The following is a 16,472-nucleotide window of genomic DNA, read 5'->3' as shown; positions in this document are numbered from 1 at the left end:
CTTAGTAGTACCGAAAAAATGGCAGAGAAACGCAATATCTTTCTGGTTGGGCCTATGGGTGCCGGAAAAAGCACTATTGGGCGCCAGTTAGCTCAACAACTCAATATGGAATTTTACGATTCTGATCAAGAGATTGAGAAACGAACCGGAGCTGATGTGGGCTGGGTCTTCGATGTAGAAGGTGAAGACGGCTTCCGTGATCGCGAAGAAAAAGTCATCAACGAGTTGACGGAAAAACAGGGTATTGTGCTGGCAACTGGCGGTGGCTCTGTTAAATCACGTGAAACACGTAACCGTCTTTCCGCTCGTGGCGTCGTGGTCTATCTTGAAACGACAATTGAAAAACAACTTGCGCGAACTCAACGCGACAAGAAACGCCCGCTGCTGCAGGTAGAATCGCCGCCTCGTGAAGTTCTGGAAGCGTTGGCTGATGAACGCAATCCTCTGTATGAAGAGATTGCTGACGTGACCATTCGCACCGATGATCAGAGCGCAAAAGTCGTGGCAAACCAGATTATTCATATGTTGGAAAGCAACTGATTCTGGCTTAATACACTCGTCTGCGGGTACAAGTAACTAAGGTGGATGTCGCGTCATGGAGAGGATTACAGTCACTCTCGGGGAACGTAGTTACCCTATCACCATCGCGGCTGGTTTGTTTAATGAACCGGCTTCATTCTTACCGCTGAAATCGGGCGATCAGGTTATGTTGGTGACCAACGAAACTCTGGCTCCCCTTTATCTCGATAAGATTCGCGGCGTACTTGAACAGGCGGGTGTTAACGTTGATAGCGTGATCCTTCCCGATGGCGAGCAATATAAAAGCCTGACGGTTCTGGACACGGTTTTCACCGCGTTACTGCAAAAACCGCACGGTCGTGATACCACGCTGGTTGCTCTCGGTGGCGGCGTGATTGGCGATCTTACCGGTTTTGCTGCGGCAAGCTATCAGCGTGGTGTACGTTTTATTCAAGTTCCGACAACGCTGTTGTCGCAGGTTGACTCCTCCGTTGGCGGCAAAACTGCCGTAAACCATCCCCTCGGTAAAAATATGATTGGCGCGTTTTACCAACCGGCCTCCGTGGTGGTGGATCTCGACTGTCTGAAAACGCTTCCTGCGCGAGAGCTGGCATCGGGACTGGCGGAAGTAATCAAGTACGGCATCATTCTTGACGGTGAATTTTTCAGTTGGCTGGAAGAAAATCTGGACGCGCTGTTACGTCTGGATGGCCCGGCAATGGCGTACTGTATCCGCCGTTGTTGTGAGCTGAAAGCAGAAGTTGTCGCAGCAGACGAGCGCGAAATGGGCTTACGTGCTTTACTGAATCTGGGGCATACGTTTGGCCACGCAATCGAAGCTGAAATGGGTTATGGCAATTGGTTGCATGGTGAAGCTGTTGCAGCAGGTATGGTGATGGCGGCTCGTACGTCAGAGCGCCTGGGCCAGTTTACCTCCTCTGATACGCAGCGCATCATTACGCTGCTTAAGCGAGCAGGCTTACCGGTTAATGGACCTCGTGAGATGTCCACTCAGGCATATTTGCCGCACATGCTGCGTGATAAGAAAGTGTTGGCGGGAGAGATTCGTTTAGTGCTTCCGCTGGCCATAGGGAAGAGTGAAGTACGCGGCGGAGTGTCGCACGAGGTGGTTCTTAACGCTATTGCTGATTGCCAGCAGGTGTAACAACAAGAAAGGTCCGACTTGCGTTGCAAAGCGTAAGTCTTTTAGCTTCAGGTTATGTGCAAAGTCGTAAGCATTAACCTTTGAGTGGGGTGTTAAATGGATGAATTCAAACCAGAAGACGAGCTGAAACCCGATCCCAGCGATCGTCGCACTGGTCGTTCTCGTCAATCGTCTGAACGTGATAATGAGCCGCAAATCAATTTTGATGATGTTGATCTGGATGCCGACGATCGTCGTCCAACGCGTGCGCGTAAAGAGCGTGATGAAGAGCAAGAAGTTGAAGAAGACTATGAATCTGATGACGAAGCCGTGGATGAAGAGCGTGTAGAACGTCGTCCGCGTAAGCGTAAACAAGCTGCCAGTAAACCTGCCTCTCGTCAGTACATGATGATGGGCGTAGGTGTCCTGGTGCTATTGCTGTTGATCATCGGTATCGGTTCAGCGCTGAAGGCCCCCTCATCCTCCTCTTCCAGTGATCAGACTGCGTCTGGCGAGAAGAGCATCGATCTTTCTGGCAGTAACGCAACGGATCAAGCGAGCACGGCTCAGCCGGCTGGCAATACGCAGCAGGATGTTTCTCTGCCACCGATTTCCTCTACACCGACCCAAGGACAGGCACCTGCTGCCGCTGAAGGTCAGCAGCGGGTTGAAGTGCAGGGCGATCTGAACAATGCCCTGACGCAGCCGCAAGGCCAGGAACAAGTTAATAATGTGGTAGTGAATTCTACGCTGCCCACTGAACCTGCTACCGTTGCACCAATTCGCAATGGCAATACGGCACGTCAGACTGCTACAACAGAACCTGCGGAACGCCACGCAACTACGCGTCCGGCAGAACGCAAACAGGTTGTTATTGAGCCGAAGAGTAAGCCGCAAACTACAGTGAAAGCGACGCCGACAGAGCCAAAACCGGTTGCTCAGGCGAAACGCACTGAACCGACAGCGCCAGTCACTACGACGAAAGCGCCAGCCGTGACAGCTACACCAAAAGCGACAACTGAGCCAAAAGCAACCGTAAGTACGACGCCTGCCCAGACTGCTGCACCTGCGACAACGACTACAACACCTGTTGCTGGCGGCGCGAAAAGTGCAGGGAATGTTGGTGCTTTAAAATCCGCACCGTCCAGTCATTACACTTTGCAGCTCAGCAGTTCTTCTAACTACGACAACCTGAATGGTTGGGCGAAGAAAGAGAACCTGAAAAACTACGTGGTGTATCAGACGACGCGTAACGGTCAACCGTGGTATGTTCTGGTGACTGGCGTGTATGCGTCTAAAGATGACGCTAAACGTGCAGTGTCTACGTTGCCTGCCGATATTCAGGCGAAAAATCCGTGGGCAAAACCGCTGCATCAGGTTCAGGCAGATTTGAAGTAAGATAGGCTATGTTCTGCAATTGTTTGATGTTTCGCCCAATTGCGGGACAAAGACTAAAGCGCAGGATGCTGTCGGAGCTTTCTCCACAGCCGGAGAAGGTGTAATTAGTTAGTCAGCATGAAAAAAAATCGCGCTTTTCTGAAGTGGGCAGGGGGAAAATACCCCCTGCTTGATGATATCAAGCGGCATTTGCCCCAAGGTGAATGTCTGGTTGAACCCTTCGTGGGTGCCGGGTCGGTGTTCCTCAACACCGACTTTTCTCGTTATATTCTTGCCGATATCAACAGCGACCTCATCAGTCTCTATAACATCGTGAAGGCGCGTACTGATGAGTATGTGCAGGCTTCACGCGAGCTGTTTGTACCTGAAACTAATCAGGCTGAGGTGTACTATCAGTATCGGGAAGAATTTAATGCCTGTCAGGATCCGTTTCGACGTGCGGTGCTGTTCTTATATCTGAACCGTTTTGGCTACAATGGCCTGTGTCGTTATAACCTCCGTGGCGAATTTAACGTGCCATTTGGCCGTTATAAAAAACCCTATTTCCCGGAAGCAGAGTTGTATCATTTTGCAGAAAAAGCGCAGAATGCAGAATTCCATTGCCTTTCGTATGAAGAGTGCATGGATCGTGCCGATGTAAACTCTGTCGTCTATTGTGATCCGCCGTATGCCCCATTGTCTGCTACGGCGAATTTCACCGCTTATCATACCAACAGCTTCAGCCCAAAAGAGCAGGCCCGTTTGGCTGAGATGGCAGAAAAGCTGGTCAGTAAGCGAATCCCGGTGTTAATTTCGAACCATGACACGCCCGATACCCGAGAGTGGTACAAAGCGGCGAAACATTTTCAGGTCAAAGTGCGGCGCAGTATAAGCAGCAACGGCGGCACACGTAAAAAGGTGAACGAATTGCTGGCTCTGTACAAACCAGGGGTCGTAACGCCTGCGAAAAAATAATTCTCAAGGAGAAGCGGATGAAACAGTATTTGATTGCCCCCTCAATTCTGTCGGCTGATTTTGCCCGCCTGGGTGAGGACACCGCGAGAGCATTAGCTGCCGGTGCCGATGTCGTGCACTTCGACGTCATGGACAACCACTATGTACCGAATCTGACTATCGGGCCGATGGTGTTGAAGTCGCTGCGTAAATATGGGATCACTGCCCCAATTGATGTCCATCTGATGGTGAAGCCGGTTGATCGTATTGTCCCGGACTTTGCTGCGGCAGGAGCCAGCATCATTACTTTTCATCCTGAAGCCTCCGAGCATGTCGACCGCACTTTACAGCTCATCAAAGAGAATGGTTGCAAGGCGGGTCTGGTGTTTAACCCGGCAACACCGCTGAGCTACCTGGACTACGTAATGGATAAGCTGGATGTGATCCTGCTGATGTCCGTAAATCCGGGGTTTGGCGGGCAGTCTTTCATTCCGCAAACGCTGGAAAAATTACGTGAAGTCCGTCGCCGTATTGATGAATCCGGCTATGACATCCGCCTGGAAGTCGATGGCGGCGTCAAGGTGAACAACATTGGCGAAATCGCGGCAGCGGGTGCTGATATGTTTGTCGCAGGCTCTGCAATTTTCGACCAACCAGACTACAAAAAAGTCATTGATGAAATGCGCAATGAATTGGCGAAGGTAAGTCATGCATAAATTTCAGGACATTCGTGGCGTTGCATTCGACCTCGACGGTACGCTGGTTGACAGTGCGCCAGGATTAGCCGCAGCGGTGGATATGGCGCTGTACGCGCTGGAGTTACCGACGGCGGGTGAAGAACGCGTGATTACCTGGATAGGTAATGGCGCTGATGTGTTGATGGAGCGTGCGCTCACCTGGGCTCGTCTGGAGCGTGCCACGCTGCGTAAAACGATGGGTAAACCGCCCGTAGATGACGACATTCCTGCTCAAGAGCAGGTGCGTATTTTACGTAAGCTGTTCGACCGCTATTACGGTGATATCGCTGAAGAAGGAACCTTCTTGTTCCCTCATGTTGCTGATACGCTGGGTGCGTTGCATGCGCAAGGCCTGCCGTTAGGCCTGGTGACCAACAAACCAACGCCGTTTGTGGCGCCGTTGCTCAACGCATTGGACATCGCCAAATATTTTAGCGTGGTCATCGGTGGTGACGACGTGAAAAACAAAAAACCGCATCCCGATCCACTACTGTTAGTGGCTGACAGGATGGGGATTCCCCCCGAGCAATTGCTCTTTGTGGGCGATTCGCGCAATGATATTCAGGCCGCAAAAGCGGCTGGTTGTCCCTCAGTTGGCCTAACGTATGGTTATAACTACGGTGAAGGGATAGATCTCAGCCAGCCAGATGTAATTTACGACAGCATTAATGACCTTCTGCCCGCACTCGGGCTTCCGCATAGCGAAAATCAGGAATTGAAAAATGACTAAGCCCATCGTTTTTAGTGGCGCACAGCCCTCAGGTGAATTGACCATTGGCAACTATATGGGTGCGCTGCGTCAATGGGTAAACATGCAGGATGACTACCATTGCATCTACTGTATTGTGGACCAGCATGCTATCACCGTCCGTCAGGATGCTCAGAAGCTGCGTAAAGCAACACTGGATACGCTGGCGCTTTATCTGGCGTGTGGTATCGATCCTGAGAAAAGCACCATTTTTGTTCAGTCCCACGTACCAGAGCATGCACAGTTAGGCTGGGCGCTGAACTGCTACACCTATTTTGGTGAACTGAGCCGTATGACCCAGTTCAAAGACAAATCTGCGCGCTACGCTGAGAACATCAACGCCGGTCTGTTTGACTATCCGGTACTGATGGCCGCTGATATTCTGCTGTACCAGACGAATCTGGTACCGGTAGGTGAGGATCAGAAGCAGCACCTGGAACTGAGCCGCGATGTTGCTCAGCGTTTTAATGCGCTGTATGGCGATATCTTTAAAGTGCCTGAGCCGTTTATTCCTAAATCTGGTGCGCGCGTGATGTCCCTGCTGGAGCCGACGAAGAAAATGTCTAAGTCGGATGACAACCGTAACAACGTGATCGGCCTGCTGGAAGATCCGAAATCAGTGGTTAAAAAAATCAAACGTGCAATGACGGATTCCGATGAGCCGCCTGTTGTGCGCTACGATCTGCAGAATAAAGCGGGTGTTGCTAACCTGCTGGATATTCTCTCTGCCGTGACCGGCCAGAGCATTCCAGAACTGGAACAGCACTTTGAAGGCAAAATGTATGGTCACCTGAAAGGCGAAGTTGCGGAAGCTGTTTCCGGTATGCTGACTGAGCTTCAGGAGCGCTACCACCGTTATCGTAATGATGAAGCTTTCCTGCAGAAAGTAATGAAAGACGGCGCAGAAAAAGCCAGTGCTCGCGCATCTGAAACGCTGAAAGCGGTTTATGAAGCGATTGGTTTTGTCGCTAAGCCGTGATTCATTCAGTGTTATTAAAAAAACCGGGTAAACCCCGGTTTTTTTTCGTCTGTGTTTTTTGCAACCCACAAAAATTGTGAAGCGCTTCGCCGTTTGCACATTCCCCCATTGCGTTATACCTTCAATTTAATGAAGATATAAATATTCAATTTACTGAAAATATATGATGAGCCGGACATTTATCAAGAAAGAGGGGGTTGTGCAGACAACCCTGGCCCGTTACTTGCTCGGAGAGAAGTGCGGTAACCGTTTGAAAACGATTGATGAACTGGCAAATGAATGCCATTCATCGGTAGGGTTAACGCAGGCCGCGCTTAAAACGCTGGAATCCTCAGGGGCGATCCGTATTGAACGTCGCGGGCGCAACGGTAGCTATCTGGTGGAGATGGATAATCGGACGTTGTTGAAGCATGTCGACATCAATAACGTGGTCTGTGCAATGCCGCTGCCCTATACCCGTTTATATGAAGGGCTGGCGAGTGGGTTGAAGGCACAGTTTGACGGCATTCCATTTTATTACGCGCATATGCGTGGGGCAGATATTCGTGTGGAATGTTTGCTAAATGGTGTCTACGACATGGCGGTTGTTTCCCGTCTGGCGGCGGAAAGCTACCTTGCGCAAAATGGGCTTTTCATCGCACTGGCGCTGGGGCCGCACACTTATGTAGGTGAACACCAGTTAATCTGTCGCAAGGGTGAGTCCGGGAGCGTGAAGCGTGTTGGGTTGGATAATCGTTCGGCAGATCAGAAGATCATGACCGAAGCCTGTTTTGGCGAGCGTGATGTTGAGCTAATTGATCTTCCTTATCACGAAAGCCTTCAGCGTATTGCGAAAGGGGATGTAGATGCGGTTATCTGGAATGTGGTTGCGGAGGCTGAACTGGCGGTGCTGGGATTAGAAGCTACACCGCTGACTAGCGACCCGAGATTCCTTCAGGCCACGGAGGCTGTGGTGCTGACCCGGACAGATGATTATCCGATGCAGCAATTGCTACGTACCATCGTTAACAAAGAGGCGCTGCTTGCCCATCAGCAACGAGTGGCAAATGGCGAGCAGGAACCCAGTTATTAAGCGAAGGGCATGGGATGGAAAACAGACTGAACCTGCTGTGTGACGCAGGCGTTATCGACCAAGATATCTGTAGCGGCATGCTGCAGGTTGTGAAGCGACTGGATGAAGAGTGGCGTTTGCCGGTTTATTCCGAGCAAGGGACGATGGCGATGACCCATATGGCAAGTGCATTAATGCGCAGTCGTCGGGGAGAAGTGATTGAAGCGCTGGATGATGAACTGCTGACAGAACTGACGCAATCCAACCTCTGGCCAACTATTTTGTTGGTACACCAGATTTTGCTGAAAGAGTTTGCGGTGACACTGCATCCGAATGAAGAGGGGTATCTGTTGGCAAATCTGTACGGTTTGTGGATGGCGGCGCACGAAGCCGTCTGAAGTAAAAAGAGTATCGGCGTATTGCACTTTAAATATTCAAAAAAATGAATATTTAACTGAGGGATTAGAAACGAGGCATACAGATGTTTATACATGCATTGAAACGCCAGAACCCTGCTCTTATTACTGCTGCGGTTAGCTTGTGGCAGAAGGGAAAGATCGCTCCGGACAGTTGGGTCATTGATGTTGACCAGGTGATGGAGAATGGCAAACGCCTGCTAGACGTAGCCAGACAGCACGGTATGTCACTCTATTTGATGACGAAGCAGATAGGTCGTAATCCCTGGCTGGCGGACAAGCTTTTACAGCTGGGATACGAAGGCATTGTGGTCGTTGATTACAAAGAAGGTCGGGTCATGCGACGTGCGGGGCTGCCGGTCGCACATCAGGGACACCTGGTGCAGATCCCTTCGCGACAGGTTAGTGAAGCGGTAGCTCAGGGGACCGACGTTATTACCCTGTTTTCGTTGGAGAAAGCGCGTGAGGTTTCTGCAGCAGCGCTAAAGACCGGTCGTGAACAGAGCGTAATGCTTAAAGTGTATGGCAAAGATGATTTTCTTTATCCGGGACAAGAAAGCGGTTTCCCAGTGACGTATCTGAATGAAGTGGTAAGTGAAATACGTCGTTTACCTGGCCTTCGCCTGAGCGGCTTAACGCATTTTCCTTGTCTGCTATGGGATGAGAAATCTGCCGAAACGATACCGACACCAAACCTGCACACTCTGGTGGAAGCCAGACGTCAGTTAGAGGCAGCGGGAATTGAGATTGAACAACTTAATGCCCCTTCTGCCAGCAGCTGCGCGTCGCTGCCGCTACTGGCGAAATATGGTGTAACTCATGCTGAACCAGGACATGCCCTGACAGGGACTGTCCCTTCCAATCAAAAAGGTGATCAACCTGAACGTATTGCGATGCTCTGGCTGAGTGAAATTTCGCACAATTTTCGTGGAGATAGCTATTGCTATGGCGGTGGTTATTACCGTCGCGGTCATGCGCAAAATGCACTGGTTTTTACTCCTGACAGTAATACGCCCATTGACGCGAAGCTGAAACCTGTGGACGCCAGCAGTATCGATTATTACCTGCCTCTGGCTGGAGAGTTCCCGGTGAGCAGTGCGGTGGTGTTCTGCTTCCGTACCCAAATTTTTGTGACGCGCAGTGATGTGGTGTTGGTATCCGGGATTCAACGTGGTGCGGCAGAAATTGTGGCCCGTTACGACAGCCTTGGCAACGTTCTGGAGGACTGATGGCCCGATTCGTGGTGTTGGTGATCGATAGTTTTGGCGTTGGCGCAATGAAAGACGTGGCTCGGGTCAGGCCGCAGGATGCCGGGGCAAATACCTGCGGACATATTCTTGGCAAATTACCGCAGTTGCAGCTTCCCACGCTGGAAAAACTGGGGCTGATTAACGCGTTGGGCTATACGCCTGGTGTGATGAATCCTTCTGCGTCAGCGGTTTGGGGCGTTGCTGAATTGCAACATGAAGGTGGCGACACCTTTATGGGACATCAGGAAATTTTAGGAACCCAACCACAGTCTCCGTTACGTATGCCGTTTAGCGAAGTTATTGCCGACGTTGAACGGGCACTGATTGCCGAAGGCTGGCTGGTAGAGCGACGTGGTGGCGAGTTGACGTATTTGTGGGTCAACCAGGCGGTTGCAGTGGGTGACAACCTCGAAGCCGATTTAGGTCAGGTCTATAACCTTACCGCGAACCTTTCTGTTATCCCGTTTGATGAGGTGTTGAAGATAGGGCACGTGGTACGCGAACAAGTACAAGTAGGGCGGGTGATTGCCTTTGGTGGGCAGCTTAATGACAGCCAACGCATTCTGGATGCCGCTGAGATAAAAGAAGGCCGCTTTATCGGTATTAACGCTCCGCGTTCCGGTGCTTATGAATGTGGTTTCCAGGTCAGACATATGGGCTACGGCGTTGATGATCGGGTACAGGTACCACAAAAGCTGTATGAGGTGGGAGTGCCTACGGTTCTGGTTGGTAAAGTAGCGGATATCGTCAGCAATCCTCACGGCCGCAATTGGCAAAACCTGGTAGACAGTCAGCAGATTATGGATATCACGCTGAATGAATTTCAGGCCAAATCAACAGTGTTCATCTGCACCAACATCCAGGAAACCGACCTCGCCGGACACGCAGAGGATGTCGCACGCTATGCCGAACGTTTACAGCTTGTCGATCGTAATCTTACACGTCTTCTGGCGGCTATGGCTCGGGATGATTGTTTGGTCGTCATGGCCGATCACGGCAACGATCCGACCATCGGACATAGTCACCATACCCGCGAAGTCGTACCGATATTGGTTTATCAGCAGGGACTGGAACCCACCCGGTTGGGCGTTCGTACCACGTTGTCGGATGTAGGGGCAACGGTTTGCGAGTTTTTTGGCGCGCAACCTCCACAAAACGGCACCTCTTTTCTTTCATCGTTGCGACTTACAGGAGACACCTTATGAAGATTGATACGACGGGCTATACCTACGTCCACGAGCATTTGCATATCGATCTCTCTGGTTTTAAGAACAACCTCGATTGTCGACTGGATCAGTACGATCTCATCTGTCAGGAGATGAAGGATCTGCGGGCGTTGGGCGTTCGCAACATCATTGAGATGACTAACCGATACATGGGGCGTGATCCACAATTTATGCTCGATATCATGCGTGATACGGGGATGAACGTGGTGGCCTGTACTGGCTATTACCAGGATGCGTTTTTCCCGGAGCATGTTGCGACCCGCAGCGTGGAGCAGCTTGCTCAGGAGATGATTGATGAGATCCTTATCGGTATCGATGGCAGCGAACTCAAAGCTGGGATTATTGCGGAAATTGGCTCCAGCGAAGGGGTGATTACGCCACTGGAGGAGAAGGTGTTCATTGCCGCCGCACGAGCGCATAACGAAACCGGGCGACCGGTTTCGACCCATACCTCTTTTAGCACCATGGGGCTGGAACAGCTGGCGCTACTGAAAGCGCAAGGCGTTTCGCTCTCTCGCGTGGTTGTAGGCCACTGCGATTTGAAAGATAACCTCGACAATATTCTGCACATGATCGATCTCGGCGCGTATGTGCAGTTCGACACCATCGGTAAAAACAGCTACTACCCGGACGAAAAGCGTATTGGGATGCTGCATGCGTTACGCGATCGTGGGTTGCTTAACCGCGTGATGCTCTCAATGGATATTACCCGCCGCTCCCATCTGAAAGCCAATGGCGGTAATGGTTACAACTACCTGTTAACCAACTTTATTCCACAGCTGCGCCAGTCAGGATTCAGTCAGGCCGATGTGGATACGATGTTACGTGATAACCCCTCTCAATTTTTCCAATAAGGACAGAATAATGAAAAAGATTGGCGTTGCTGGCTTACAGCGTGAGCAGATTAAAAAAACTATCGAAACAGTGGCTCCTGGCTGCTTTGAAGTCTCTATTCATAACGATATGGAAGCGGCGATGAAGGTGAAATCCGGGCAACTGGATTACTACATTGGCGCTTGTAACACCGGTGCGGGCGCGGCGTTGTCGATTGCCATTGCGGTGATTGGTTACAACAAAAGCTGCACCATTGCCAAGCCGGGGATTAAGGCGAAAGACGACCATATTGCAAAAATGATTACGGAAGGAAAAGTCGCGTTTGGTCTCTCCGTTGAACACATTGAACACGCAATCCCAATGCTGATTAACCATCTGAAATAAAGGCACGAATATGGATCTGTATATTCAGATTATCGTGGTGGCCTGCCTGACCGGTATGACATCACTGCTGGCGCATCGGTCAGCTGCCGTATTCCATGACGGCATTCGCCCAATTCTGCCGCAGCTTATCGAAGGTAACATGAACCGCCGCGAGGCGGGGAGTATTGCCTTTGGTCTGAGCATTGGTTTTGTGGCGTCAGTGGGGATTTCGTTCACCCTGAAAACCGGGTTGCTCAACGCCTGGTTGCTGTTCCTGCCGACGGACATCCTCGGTGTGCTGGCGGCCAACAGTCTGCTGGCGTTTGGTATGGGGGCTATCTGGGGCGTATTGATCCTCACCTGCCTGCTGCCGGTAAACCAGTTGCTGACAGCGTTGCCGGTCGATGTGCTGGGGAGTCTGGGTGAGCTGAGCTCTCCGGTTGTTTCTGCATTCGCACTTTTTCCACTGGTGGCGATTTTCTACCAGTTCGGCTGGCAACGTAGCCTTATCGCTGCGGTCGTGGTGCTGATGACCCGCGTTATTGTCGTGCGCTACTTCCCGCATCTGAACCCCGAATCGATCGAGATTTTCGTGGGGATGATCATGCTGTTGGCGATCGCTATCACGCACGACCTGCGTCATCGGGGCGATGAAGGAATGGATACCAGCGGGCTATCGGTGTTTGAAGAGCGTACCTCGCGGATCATTAAAAACCTGCCGTATATCGCGATTGTCGGGGCATTGATTGCAGCGGTTGCCAGTATGAAGATTTTCGCGGGTAGTGAGGTGTCCATCTTTACGCTGGAAAAAGCCTATTCCGCAGGTATTACACCGGAGCAGTCGCAAACACTGGTTAATCAGGCGGCATTAGCTGAATTTATGCGCGGTTTAGGTTTTGTGCCGTTGATTGCCACTACGGCGCTGGCGACCGGGGTGTACGCAGTGGCGGGCTTTACCTTTGTCTATGCCGTGGGCTATTTAGCGCCGAATCCGTGGATTGCGGCACTTCTTGGCGCACTGGTCATTTCCGCAGAAGTCCTGTTACTGCGCTCTATCGGTAAATGGCTGGGACGTTATCCGTCCGTGCGTAACGCATCGGATAACATTCGTAACGCCATGAATATGTTGATGGAAATGGCGCTGCTGGTCGGCTCTATTTTTGCTGCGATTAAGATGGCGGGCTATACCGGTTTTTCTATCGCCGTCGCGATTTATTTCCTCAACGAATCGATTGGACGCCCGGTACAGAAAATGGCTGCACCCGTGGTGGCAGTGATGATAACCGGCATTGTGCTGAATATTCTTTACTGGTTGGGGCTGTTTGTCCCGGCATAAGGTGGTGTAAATGAAGACGTTTCCGTTGCAAAGTTTGACACTTGCTGAGGCGCAGCAAAAGCAGTTTGCGCTGGTAGACTCCCTCTGCCGCCACTTTCCCGGTGCAGATTTTCTGTCGGGCGGCGACCTGGGGCTGAGCCCTGGGTTGAATCAGCCCCGGGTGACGCAGCGAGTGGAACACGTGTTGGCTGATGCCTTTCATGCGGAAGCGGCGGTGTTGGTTCAGGGCGCAGGAACCGGGGCGATTCGCGCGGGGTTGGCGTCGTTACTCAAACCAGGGCTGCGGCTACTGGTGCATGTTGCGCCGGTTTATCCCACCACGATGGTGCTCGTTGAGCAGATGGGAATTGAGCTGGTCAGGGCCGACTTCAATGACCTTGCGGCATTAAGACAGGTTATCGCTGAACATCGCCCCGATGCAGCGCTGGTACAGCATACCCGTCAGCAGCCGCAGGACAGCTATGTGCTGGCTGAAGTACTGGCGGAGATTGCCCTGTGTGGGCTGCCAACGTTAACCGATGACAACTATGCGGTGATGAAAGTTGACCGTATTGGCTGTGAATGTGGGGCGACGCTCTCTACCTTCTCCTGTTTTAAGCTCTTTGGGCCGGAAGGGGTGGGGGCGGTGGTTGGCAAGGCGGATATTATCGGCAGAATCCGTGCGACTCAGTATTCCGGCGGCTGCCAGATTCAGGGAGCGCAGGCGTTGGAGGTACTTCGGGGGCTGGTTTTCGCCCCAGTGATGCATGCGGTGCAGGCAGGCGTGTCTGAGCGATTGCTAACGTACCTGAATAGCGGGGGGCTTCCCGAGGTGAAACTGGCGGCGATCGCTAATGCGCAGTCGAAGGTTCTGATCGTCGAGTTTCATCAGCCGATAGCTAAAAGGGTATTGGAAGAGGCGCAAAAACGAGGGGCGCTGCCGTATCCGGTGGGTGCGGAGTCGAAATATGAGCTCCCTCCTCTGTTTTATCGCCTCTCCGGGACTTTTCGTGAAGCCAGTCCGGGGCTTGAGGAATATGCGATTCGCATTAATCCAAACCGTAGTGGAGAGCAAACGGTGCTACGTATTTTGCGGGAAAGCATTAAGCAAGTCATGACTGGCTGAAAATGGGTGACGACAGGCATAAAAAAACCGGGAAACTCCCGGTTTTTTTATTGGCTTCATACTGCAGTGTTAGCGTCGAATTAGTGATTCGAAAACCAGTTCAGCTTATCGCGCAATCCAACAACACGACCAACAATAATCAGGGCCGGACTTTCAACCTGCTGCGCCAGTTCACCGAGTTGCGTCAGCGCTCCGTTGACGACGCGTTGTTTAACGGAGGTTCCGTTTTCTACCAGCGCAACCGGCATATCAGCCTGCATACCAAACTCGATCAATTTTTCCTGGATAGTGGCAGCCTGGTTCAGTCCCATATAGAACACCAGTGTCTGCTTTTCTGCTGCCAGGTTTTCCCAGTCCAGCTCGCCGCCAGTTTTCAGGTGGCCGGTGACCAGACGTACGCTCTGGGCGTAATCTCGATGTGTCAGTGGAATACCCGAATATGCAGAGCAGCCAGAAGCTGCGGTAATGCCTGGAACCACAGAGAACGGAATGCCTGCGTGGCACAGCGTTTCCAGCTCTTCGCCACCGCGTCCAAAGATGAACGGATCGCCGCCTTTCAGGCGTACTACGCGTTTGCCCTGTTGCGCTTCGCGTAGGAGGATCTGGTTAATTTCTTCCTGCGGTACACAGTGATAGCCTGCGCGTTTACCGACAAATACACGATCTGCATCGCGGCGCACAAGGTTCATGATGTCATCAGAAACCAGGCGGTCATACACCACGACATCGGCCTGCTGGATCTGCTGTAGTCCTTTCAGCGTCAGCAGCCCAGCGTCACCAGGGCCGGCGCCAACCAGTACCACTTCACCGCGATGATCCAGCGGTTCGCTGAGCAACTGTTCGGTGGTTTCCTCAATCGCTTTCTGATCGTTATTTGCCAGCGATTGCGCCAGACGATCGTTAACGAACAACTTTTCCCAGAAACGGCGACGTTCGCCCATGCTGGCAAACTGTTTTTTCACCCGGGAACGTAGTTGCCCCGCATACTGCGCGACCTGGCCCAGATGCTGCGGTAACACGGATTCGAGCCGTTCACGCAGCAGGCGGGCAAGGACAGGTGAGGTGCCACCAGAGGAGACTGCCACCATTAACGGCGAGCGGTCGATAATGGAAGGCATGATGAAACTGGCGGCTTTTGGCGCATCGACCACGTTACAGAAAATTCGTCGTGATTCAGCGGCATTGCTGACGCGAAGGTTGACGGCATCGTCATCGGTTGCGGCGATCGCCAGCCAACAGGAGTCGAGCAGGGCTTCATCGAACGGCCCTTCAACCAGCGTCAGCATTCCTTCATTTGCCCATACGGTAAACTGAGGAATAAACGCAAGTGCATTAACCGTTAAACGGGCACCCGCTTCCAGCAGTAACCGCGCTTTGCGTTCTGCGACATCACCACCGCCGACGATCAAGCAGTCGCGCTCACGTAGTTGACAAAATATAGGCAAATGATCCACGACATTACCCCTTAATGATTTGGCTGTTATGCCAGATTCTCAGTTTGGTTGATTTTTGCCGGAACAGGGCGCTCCGATTTTGGCGTAGCATACCAATAACCCAATCCCATGAATACGACACCGGACAAAGTATTACCTAGTGTTACCCACAGCAGATTATGACCAATTCCAGCCAACGTATAAGCATCGCTGTGGTGACCGAACCATGAGAGGGCAAACAGCGTCATATTGGCAACAGAGTGCTCGTAGCCGGAAGCGATAAAAGCCAGCAGGCACCACCAGATAGCGAGGAATTTCGCCGCACCTTCAGTACGGATTGCCATCCAGATCGCCAGGCAAACCAGCCAGTTACACAGCGCACCTTTAAAGAACAGTACTGTTGCAGGTGCGGTGGTTTTTGCCAGTGCTACCGTATGTACGATGCTGGTATCGACCGGTAACAGGCTGCCGCCGCCCCAGCTGTACAGCAGGGCAACGAATACGGAACCGACCAGATTTCCCAGCCAGGTTTGCGGCAGAATTGCCCACATCTGGCTGTGGCTGATGGTGCCCGCTTTCACGCCAAGTGTCAGAAACATTGTGTGGCCGGTGAACAGTTCAGAACCGGCGATAATCACCAGCGTTAAGGCAATACCAAAGGTTGCACCCATTACCAGAGGACGTACGGATGGGTCGAGCAGATTACCGAGAGTAAAAATAAGGATGATGCCGAGGCCAACGTAGGCCCCTGCCATAGCTGAGCTGACCCAGAAGCCAAGTGGATTATTAGCCGACAGGCGTGCAATGCGCGCAGCGTTAGCCGCACACTTATTAATAGTGTCTGTGAACATATGTTGATTATCCTTGAAGTACAAAAATAAAAAGAAATCGTAACCGTAGGCCGGATAAGGCATTTATGCCGCCATCCGGCAATTGCAATTGCCGGATGGCGCTACGCTTATCAGGACTACCAATAAAAGAACTACAAATACGTCAAAAA

At 51.8% G+C, this 16,472-nt stretch carries 17 protein-coding genes; 15 read left to right on the top strand and 2 right to left on the bottom strand.

What is annotated here, in order from left to right:
* Positions 1–18: 18 nt before the first annotated feature.
* The 15 genes from aroK to SK36_RS19980 all read left to right on the top strand — a co-directional run bounded on the left by aroK (position 19) and on the right by SK36_RS19980 (position 14,039).
* Complete coding sequence (gene aroK, locus SK36_RS20050) at positions 19–540, top strand: shikimate kinase AroK (protein WP_003023552.1); 522 nt, start codon at positions 19–21, stop codon at positions 538–540.
* A gap of 55 nt (positions 541–595) precedes the next feature.
* On the top strand, positions 596–1,684 hold the full coding sequence (gene aroB, locus SK36_RS20045) for a 3-dehydroquinate synthase (protein ID WP_048222884.1): 1,089 nt from the start codon (positions 596–598) through the stop codon (positions 1,682–1,684).
* Positions 1,685–1,780: 96 nt separating this feature from the next.
* Entirely contained in the window at positions 1,781–3,061 is a 1,281-nt protein-coding gene (damX, locus tag SK36_RS20040; RefSeq protein WP_045448418.1) for a cell division protein DamX, read from the top strand.
* Between the two features lie 117 nt (positions 3,062–3,178).
* Positions 3,179–4,015 (top strand): adenine-specific DNA-methyltransferase, encoded by an 837-nt coding sequence (gene dam, locus SK36_RS20035; protein WP_045448416.1) that lies wholly within the window; start codon positions 3,179–3,181, stop codon positions 4,013–4,015.
* A gap of 17 nt (positions 4,016–4,032) precedes the next feature.
* On the top strand, positions 4,033–4,710 hold the full coding sequence (rpe, locus tag SK36_RS20030; RefSeq protein ID WP_045448414.1) for a ribulose-phosphate 3-epimerase: 678 nt from the start codon (positions 4,033–4,035) through the stop codon (positions 4,708–4,710).
* The gene (gene gph / locus SK36_RS20025; RefSeq protein ID WP_048222880.1) at positions 4,703–5,461 is read left to right on the top strand and encodes a phosphoglycolate phosphatase; all 759 of its coding nucleotides are present in this window, start codon (positions 4,703–4,705) and stop codon (positions 5,459–5,461) included. The genes rpe and gph overlap by 8 nt, the downstream gene beginning before the upstream one ends.
* Positions 5,454–6,458, top strand: a complete 1,005-nt coding sequence (gene trpS, locus SK36_RS20020) for a tryptophan--tRNA ligase (protein ID WP_045448410.1) — start codon at positions 5,454–5,456, stop codon at positions 6,456–6,458. The genes gph and trpS overlap by 8 nt, the downstream gene beginning before the upstream one ends.
* A gap of 166 nt (positions 6,459–6,624) precedes the next feature.
* Positions 6,625–7,530 (top strand): GntR family transcriptional regulator YhfZ, encoded by a 906-nt coding sequence (gene yhfZ / locus SK36_RS20015; RefSeq protein ID WP_048222877.1) that lies wholly within the window; start codon positions 6,625–6,627, stop codon positions 7,528–7,530.
* Between the two features lie 14 nt (positions 7,531–7,544).
* Entirely contained in the window at positions 7,545–7,907 is a 363-nt protein-coding gene (locus SK36_RS20010) for a hypothetical protein (protein ID WP_048222874.1), read from the top strand.
* Positions 7,908–7,990: 83 nt separating this feature from the next.
* Positions 7,991–9,154, top strand: coding sequence for a YhfX family PLP-dependent enzyme (locus tag SK36_RS20005; RefSeq protein ID WP_048222871.1), 1,164 nt, complete (start codon positions 7,991–7,993; stop codon positions 9,152–9,154).
* Positions 9,154–10,380, top strand: a complete 1,227-nt coding sequence (locus SK36_RS20000; protein WP_048222868.1) for a phosphopentomutase — start codon at positions 9,154–9,156, stop codon at positions 10,378–10,380. Before SK36_RS20005 ends, SK36_RS20000 begins: the two co-directional genes overlap by 1 nt.
* Entirely contained in the window at positions 10,377–11,255 is an 879-nt protein-coding gene (locus tag SK36_RS19995; RefSeq protein ID WP_048222865.1) for a phosphotriesterase-related protein, read from the top strand. The genes SK36_RS20000 and SK36_RS19995 overlap by 4 nt, the downstream gene beginning before the upstream one ends.
* A gap of 10 nt (positions 11,256–11,265) precedes the next feature.
* Entirely contained in the window at positions 11,266–11,619 is a 354-nt protein-coding gene (locus SK36_RS19990; protein ID WP_045448399.1) for a DUF2620 domain-containing protein, read from the top strand.
* A 10-nt stretch (positions 11,620–11,629) separates the two neighbouring features.
* Positions 11,630–12,934, top strand: coding sequence for a YhfT family protein (locus tag SK36_RS19985; protein ID WP_045448397.1), 1,305 nt, complete (start codon positions 11,630–11,632; stop codon positions 12,932–12,934).
* Between the two features lie 10 nt (positions 12,935–12,944).
* Positions 12,945–14,039 carry a PLP-dependent aminotransferase family protein gene (locus SK36_RS19980; protein WP_045448395.1) on the top strand — a complete coding sequence of 365 codons (1,095 nt, stop codon included), beginning with the start codon at positions 12,945–12,947 and terminating at the stop codon, positions 14,037–14,039.
* Between the two features lie 80 nt (positions 14,040–14,119).
* On the opposite strand, the gene cysG is transcribed toward SK36_RS19980, so the two are convergent.
* Together cysG and nirC are read right to left on the bottom strand one after the other, a co-directional pair.
* Positions 14,120–15,493 (bottom strand): siroheme synthase CysG, encoded by a 1,374-nt coding sequence (cysG, locus tag SK36_RS19975; protein ID WP_048222861.1) that lies wholly within the window; start codon positions 15,491–15,493, stop codon positions 14,120–14,122.
* A gap of 26 nt (positions 15,494–15,519) precedes the next feature.
* Positions 15,520–16,323: a nitrite transporter NirC gene (gene nirC / locus SK36_RS19970; protein WP_045449812.1), complete on the bottom strand. Its 804-nt coding sequence runs from the start codon at positions 16,321–16,323 to the stop codon at positions 15,520–15,522.
* Between the last annotated feature and the right edge of the window lie 149 nt (positions 16,324–16,472).

It is taken from the genome of Citrobacter sp. MGH106 (genome assembly GCF_001037495.1).
Taxonomy (GTDB): domain Bacteria; phylum Pseudomonadota; class Gammaproteobacteria; order Enterobacterales; family Enterobacteriaceae; genus Citrobacter; species Citrobacter murliniae.
This window is presented reverse-complemented; position numbering and strand designations above follow the sequence as displayed.

What these genes read in the sequence shown, in the direction of transcription:
- aroK (WP_003023552.1), top strand. Translation starts at nt 19, where the DNA reads ATGGCAGAGAAACGCAATATCTTTCTGGTTGGGCCTATGGGTGCCGGA.
- aroB (WP_048222884.1), top strand. Translation starts at nt 596, where the DNA reads ATGGAGAGGATTACAGTCACTCTCGGGGAACGTAGTTACCCTATCACC.
- damX (WP_045448418.1), top strand. Translation starts at nt 1,781, where the DNA reads ATGGATGAATTCAAACCAGAAGACGAGCTGAAACCCGATCCCAGCGAT.
- dam (WP_045448416.1), top strand. Translation starts at nt 3,179, where the DNA reads ATGAAAAAAAATCGCGCTTTTCTGAAGTGGGCAGGGGGAAAATACCCC.
- rpe (WP_045448414.1), top strand. Translation starts at nt 4,033, where the DNA reads ATGAAACAGTATTTGATTGCCCCCTCAATTCTGTCGGCTGATTTTGCC.
- gph (WP_048222880.1), top strand. Translation starts at nt 4,703, where the DNA reads ATGCATAAATTTCAGGACATTCGTGGCGTTGCATTCGACCTCGACGGT.
- trpS (WP_045448410.1), top strand. Translation starts at nt 5,454, where the DNA reads ATGACTAAGCCCATCGTTTTTAGTGGCGCACAGCCCTCAGGTGAATTG.
- yhfZ (WP_048222877.1), top strand. Translation starts at nt 6,625, where the DNA reads ATGAGCCGGACATTTATCAAGAAAGAGGGGGTTGTGCAGACAACCCTG.
- SK36_RS20010 (WP_048222874.1), top strand. Translation starts at nt 7,545, where the DNA reads ATGGAAAACAGACTGAACCTGCTGTGTGACGCAGGCGTTATCGACCAA.
- SK36_RS20005 (WP_048222871.1), top strand. Translation starts at nt 7,991, where the DNA reads ATGTTTATACATGCATTGAAACGCCAGAACCCTGCTCTTATTACTGCT.
- SK36_RS20000 (WP_048222868.1), top strand. Translation starts at nt 9,154, where the DNA reads ATGGCCCGATTCGTGGTGTTGGTGATCGATAGTTTTGGCGTTGGCGCA.
- SK36_RS19995 (WP_048222865.1), top strand. Translation starts at nt 10,377, where the DNA reads ATGAAGATTGATACGACGGGCTATACCTACGTCCACGAGCATTTGCAT.
- SK36_RS19990 (WP_045448399.1), top strand. Translation starts at nt 11,266, where the DNA reads ATGAAAAAGATTGGCGTTGCTGGCTTACAGCGTGAGCAGATTAAAAAA.
- SK36_RS19985 (WP_045448397.1), top strand. Translation starts at nt 11,630, where the DNA reads ATGGATCTGTATATTCAGATTATCGTGGTGGCCTGCCTGACCGGTATG.
- SK36_RS19980 (WP_045448395.1), top strand. Translation starts at nt 12,945, where the DNA reads ATGAAGACGTTTCCGTTGCAAAGTTTGACACTTGCTGAGGCGCAGCAA.
- nirC (WP_045449812.1), bottom strand. Translation starts at nt 16,323, where the DNA reads ATGTTCACAGACACTATTAATAAGTGTGCGGCTAACGCTGCGCGCATT.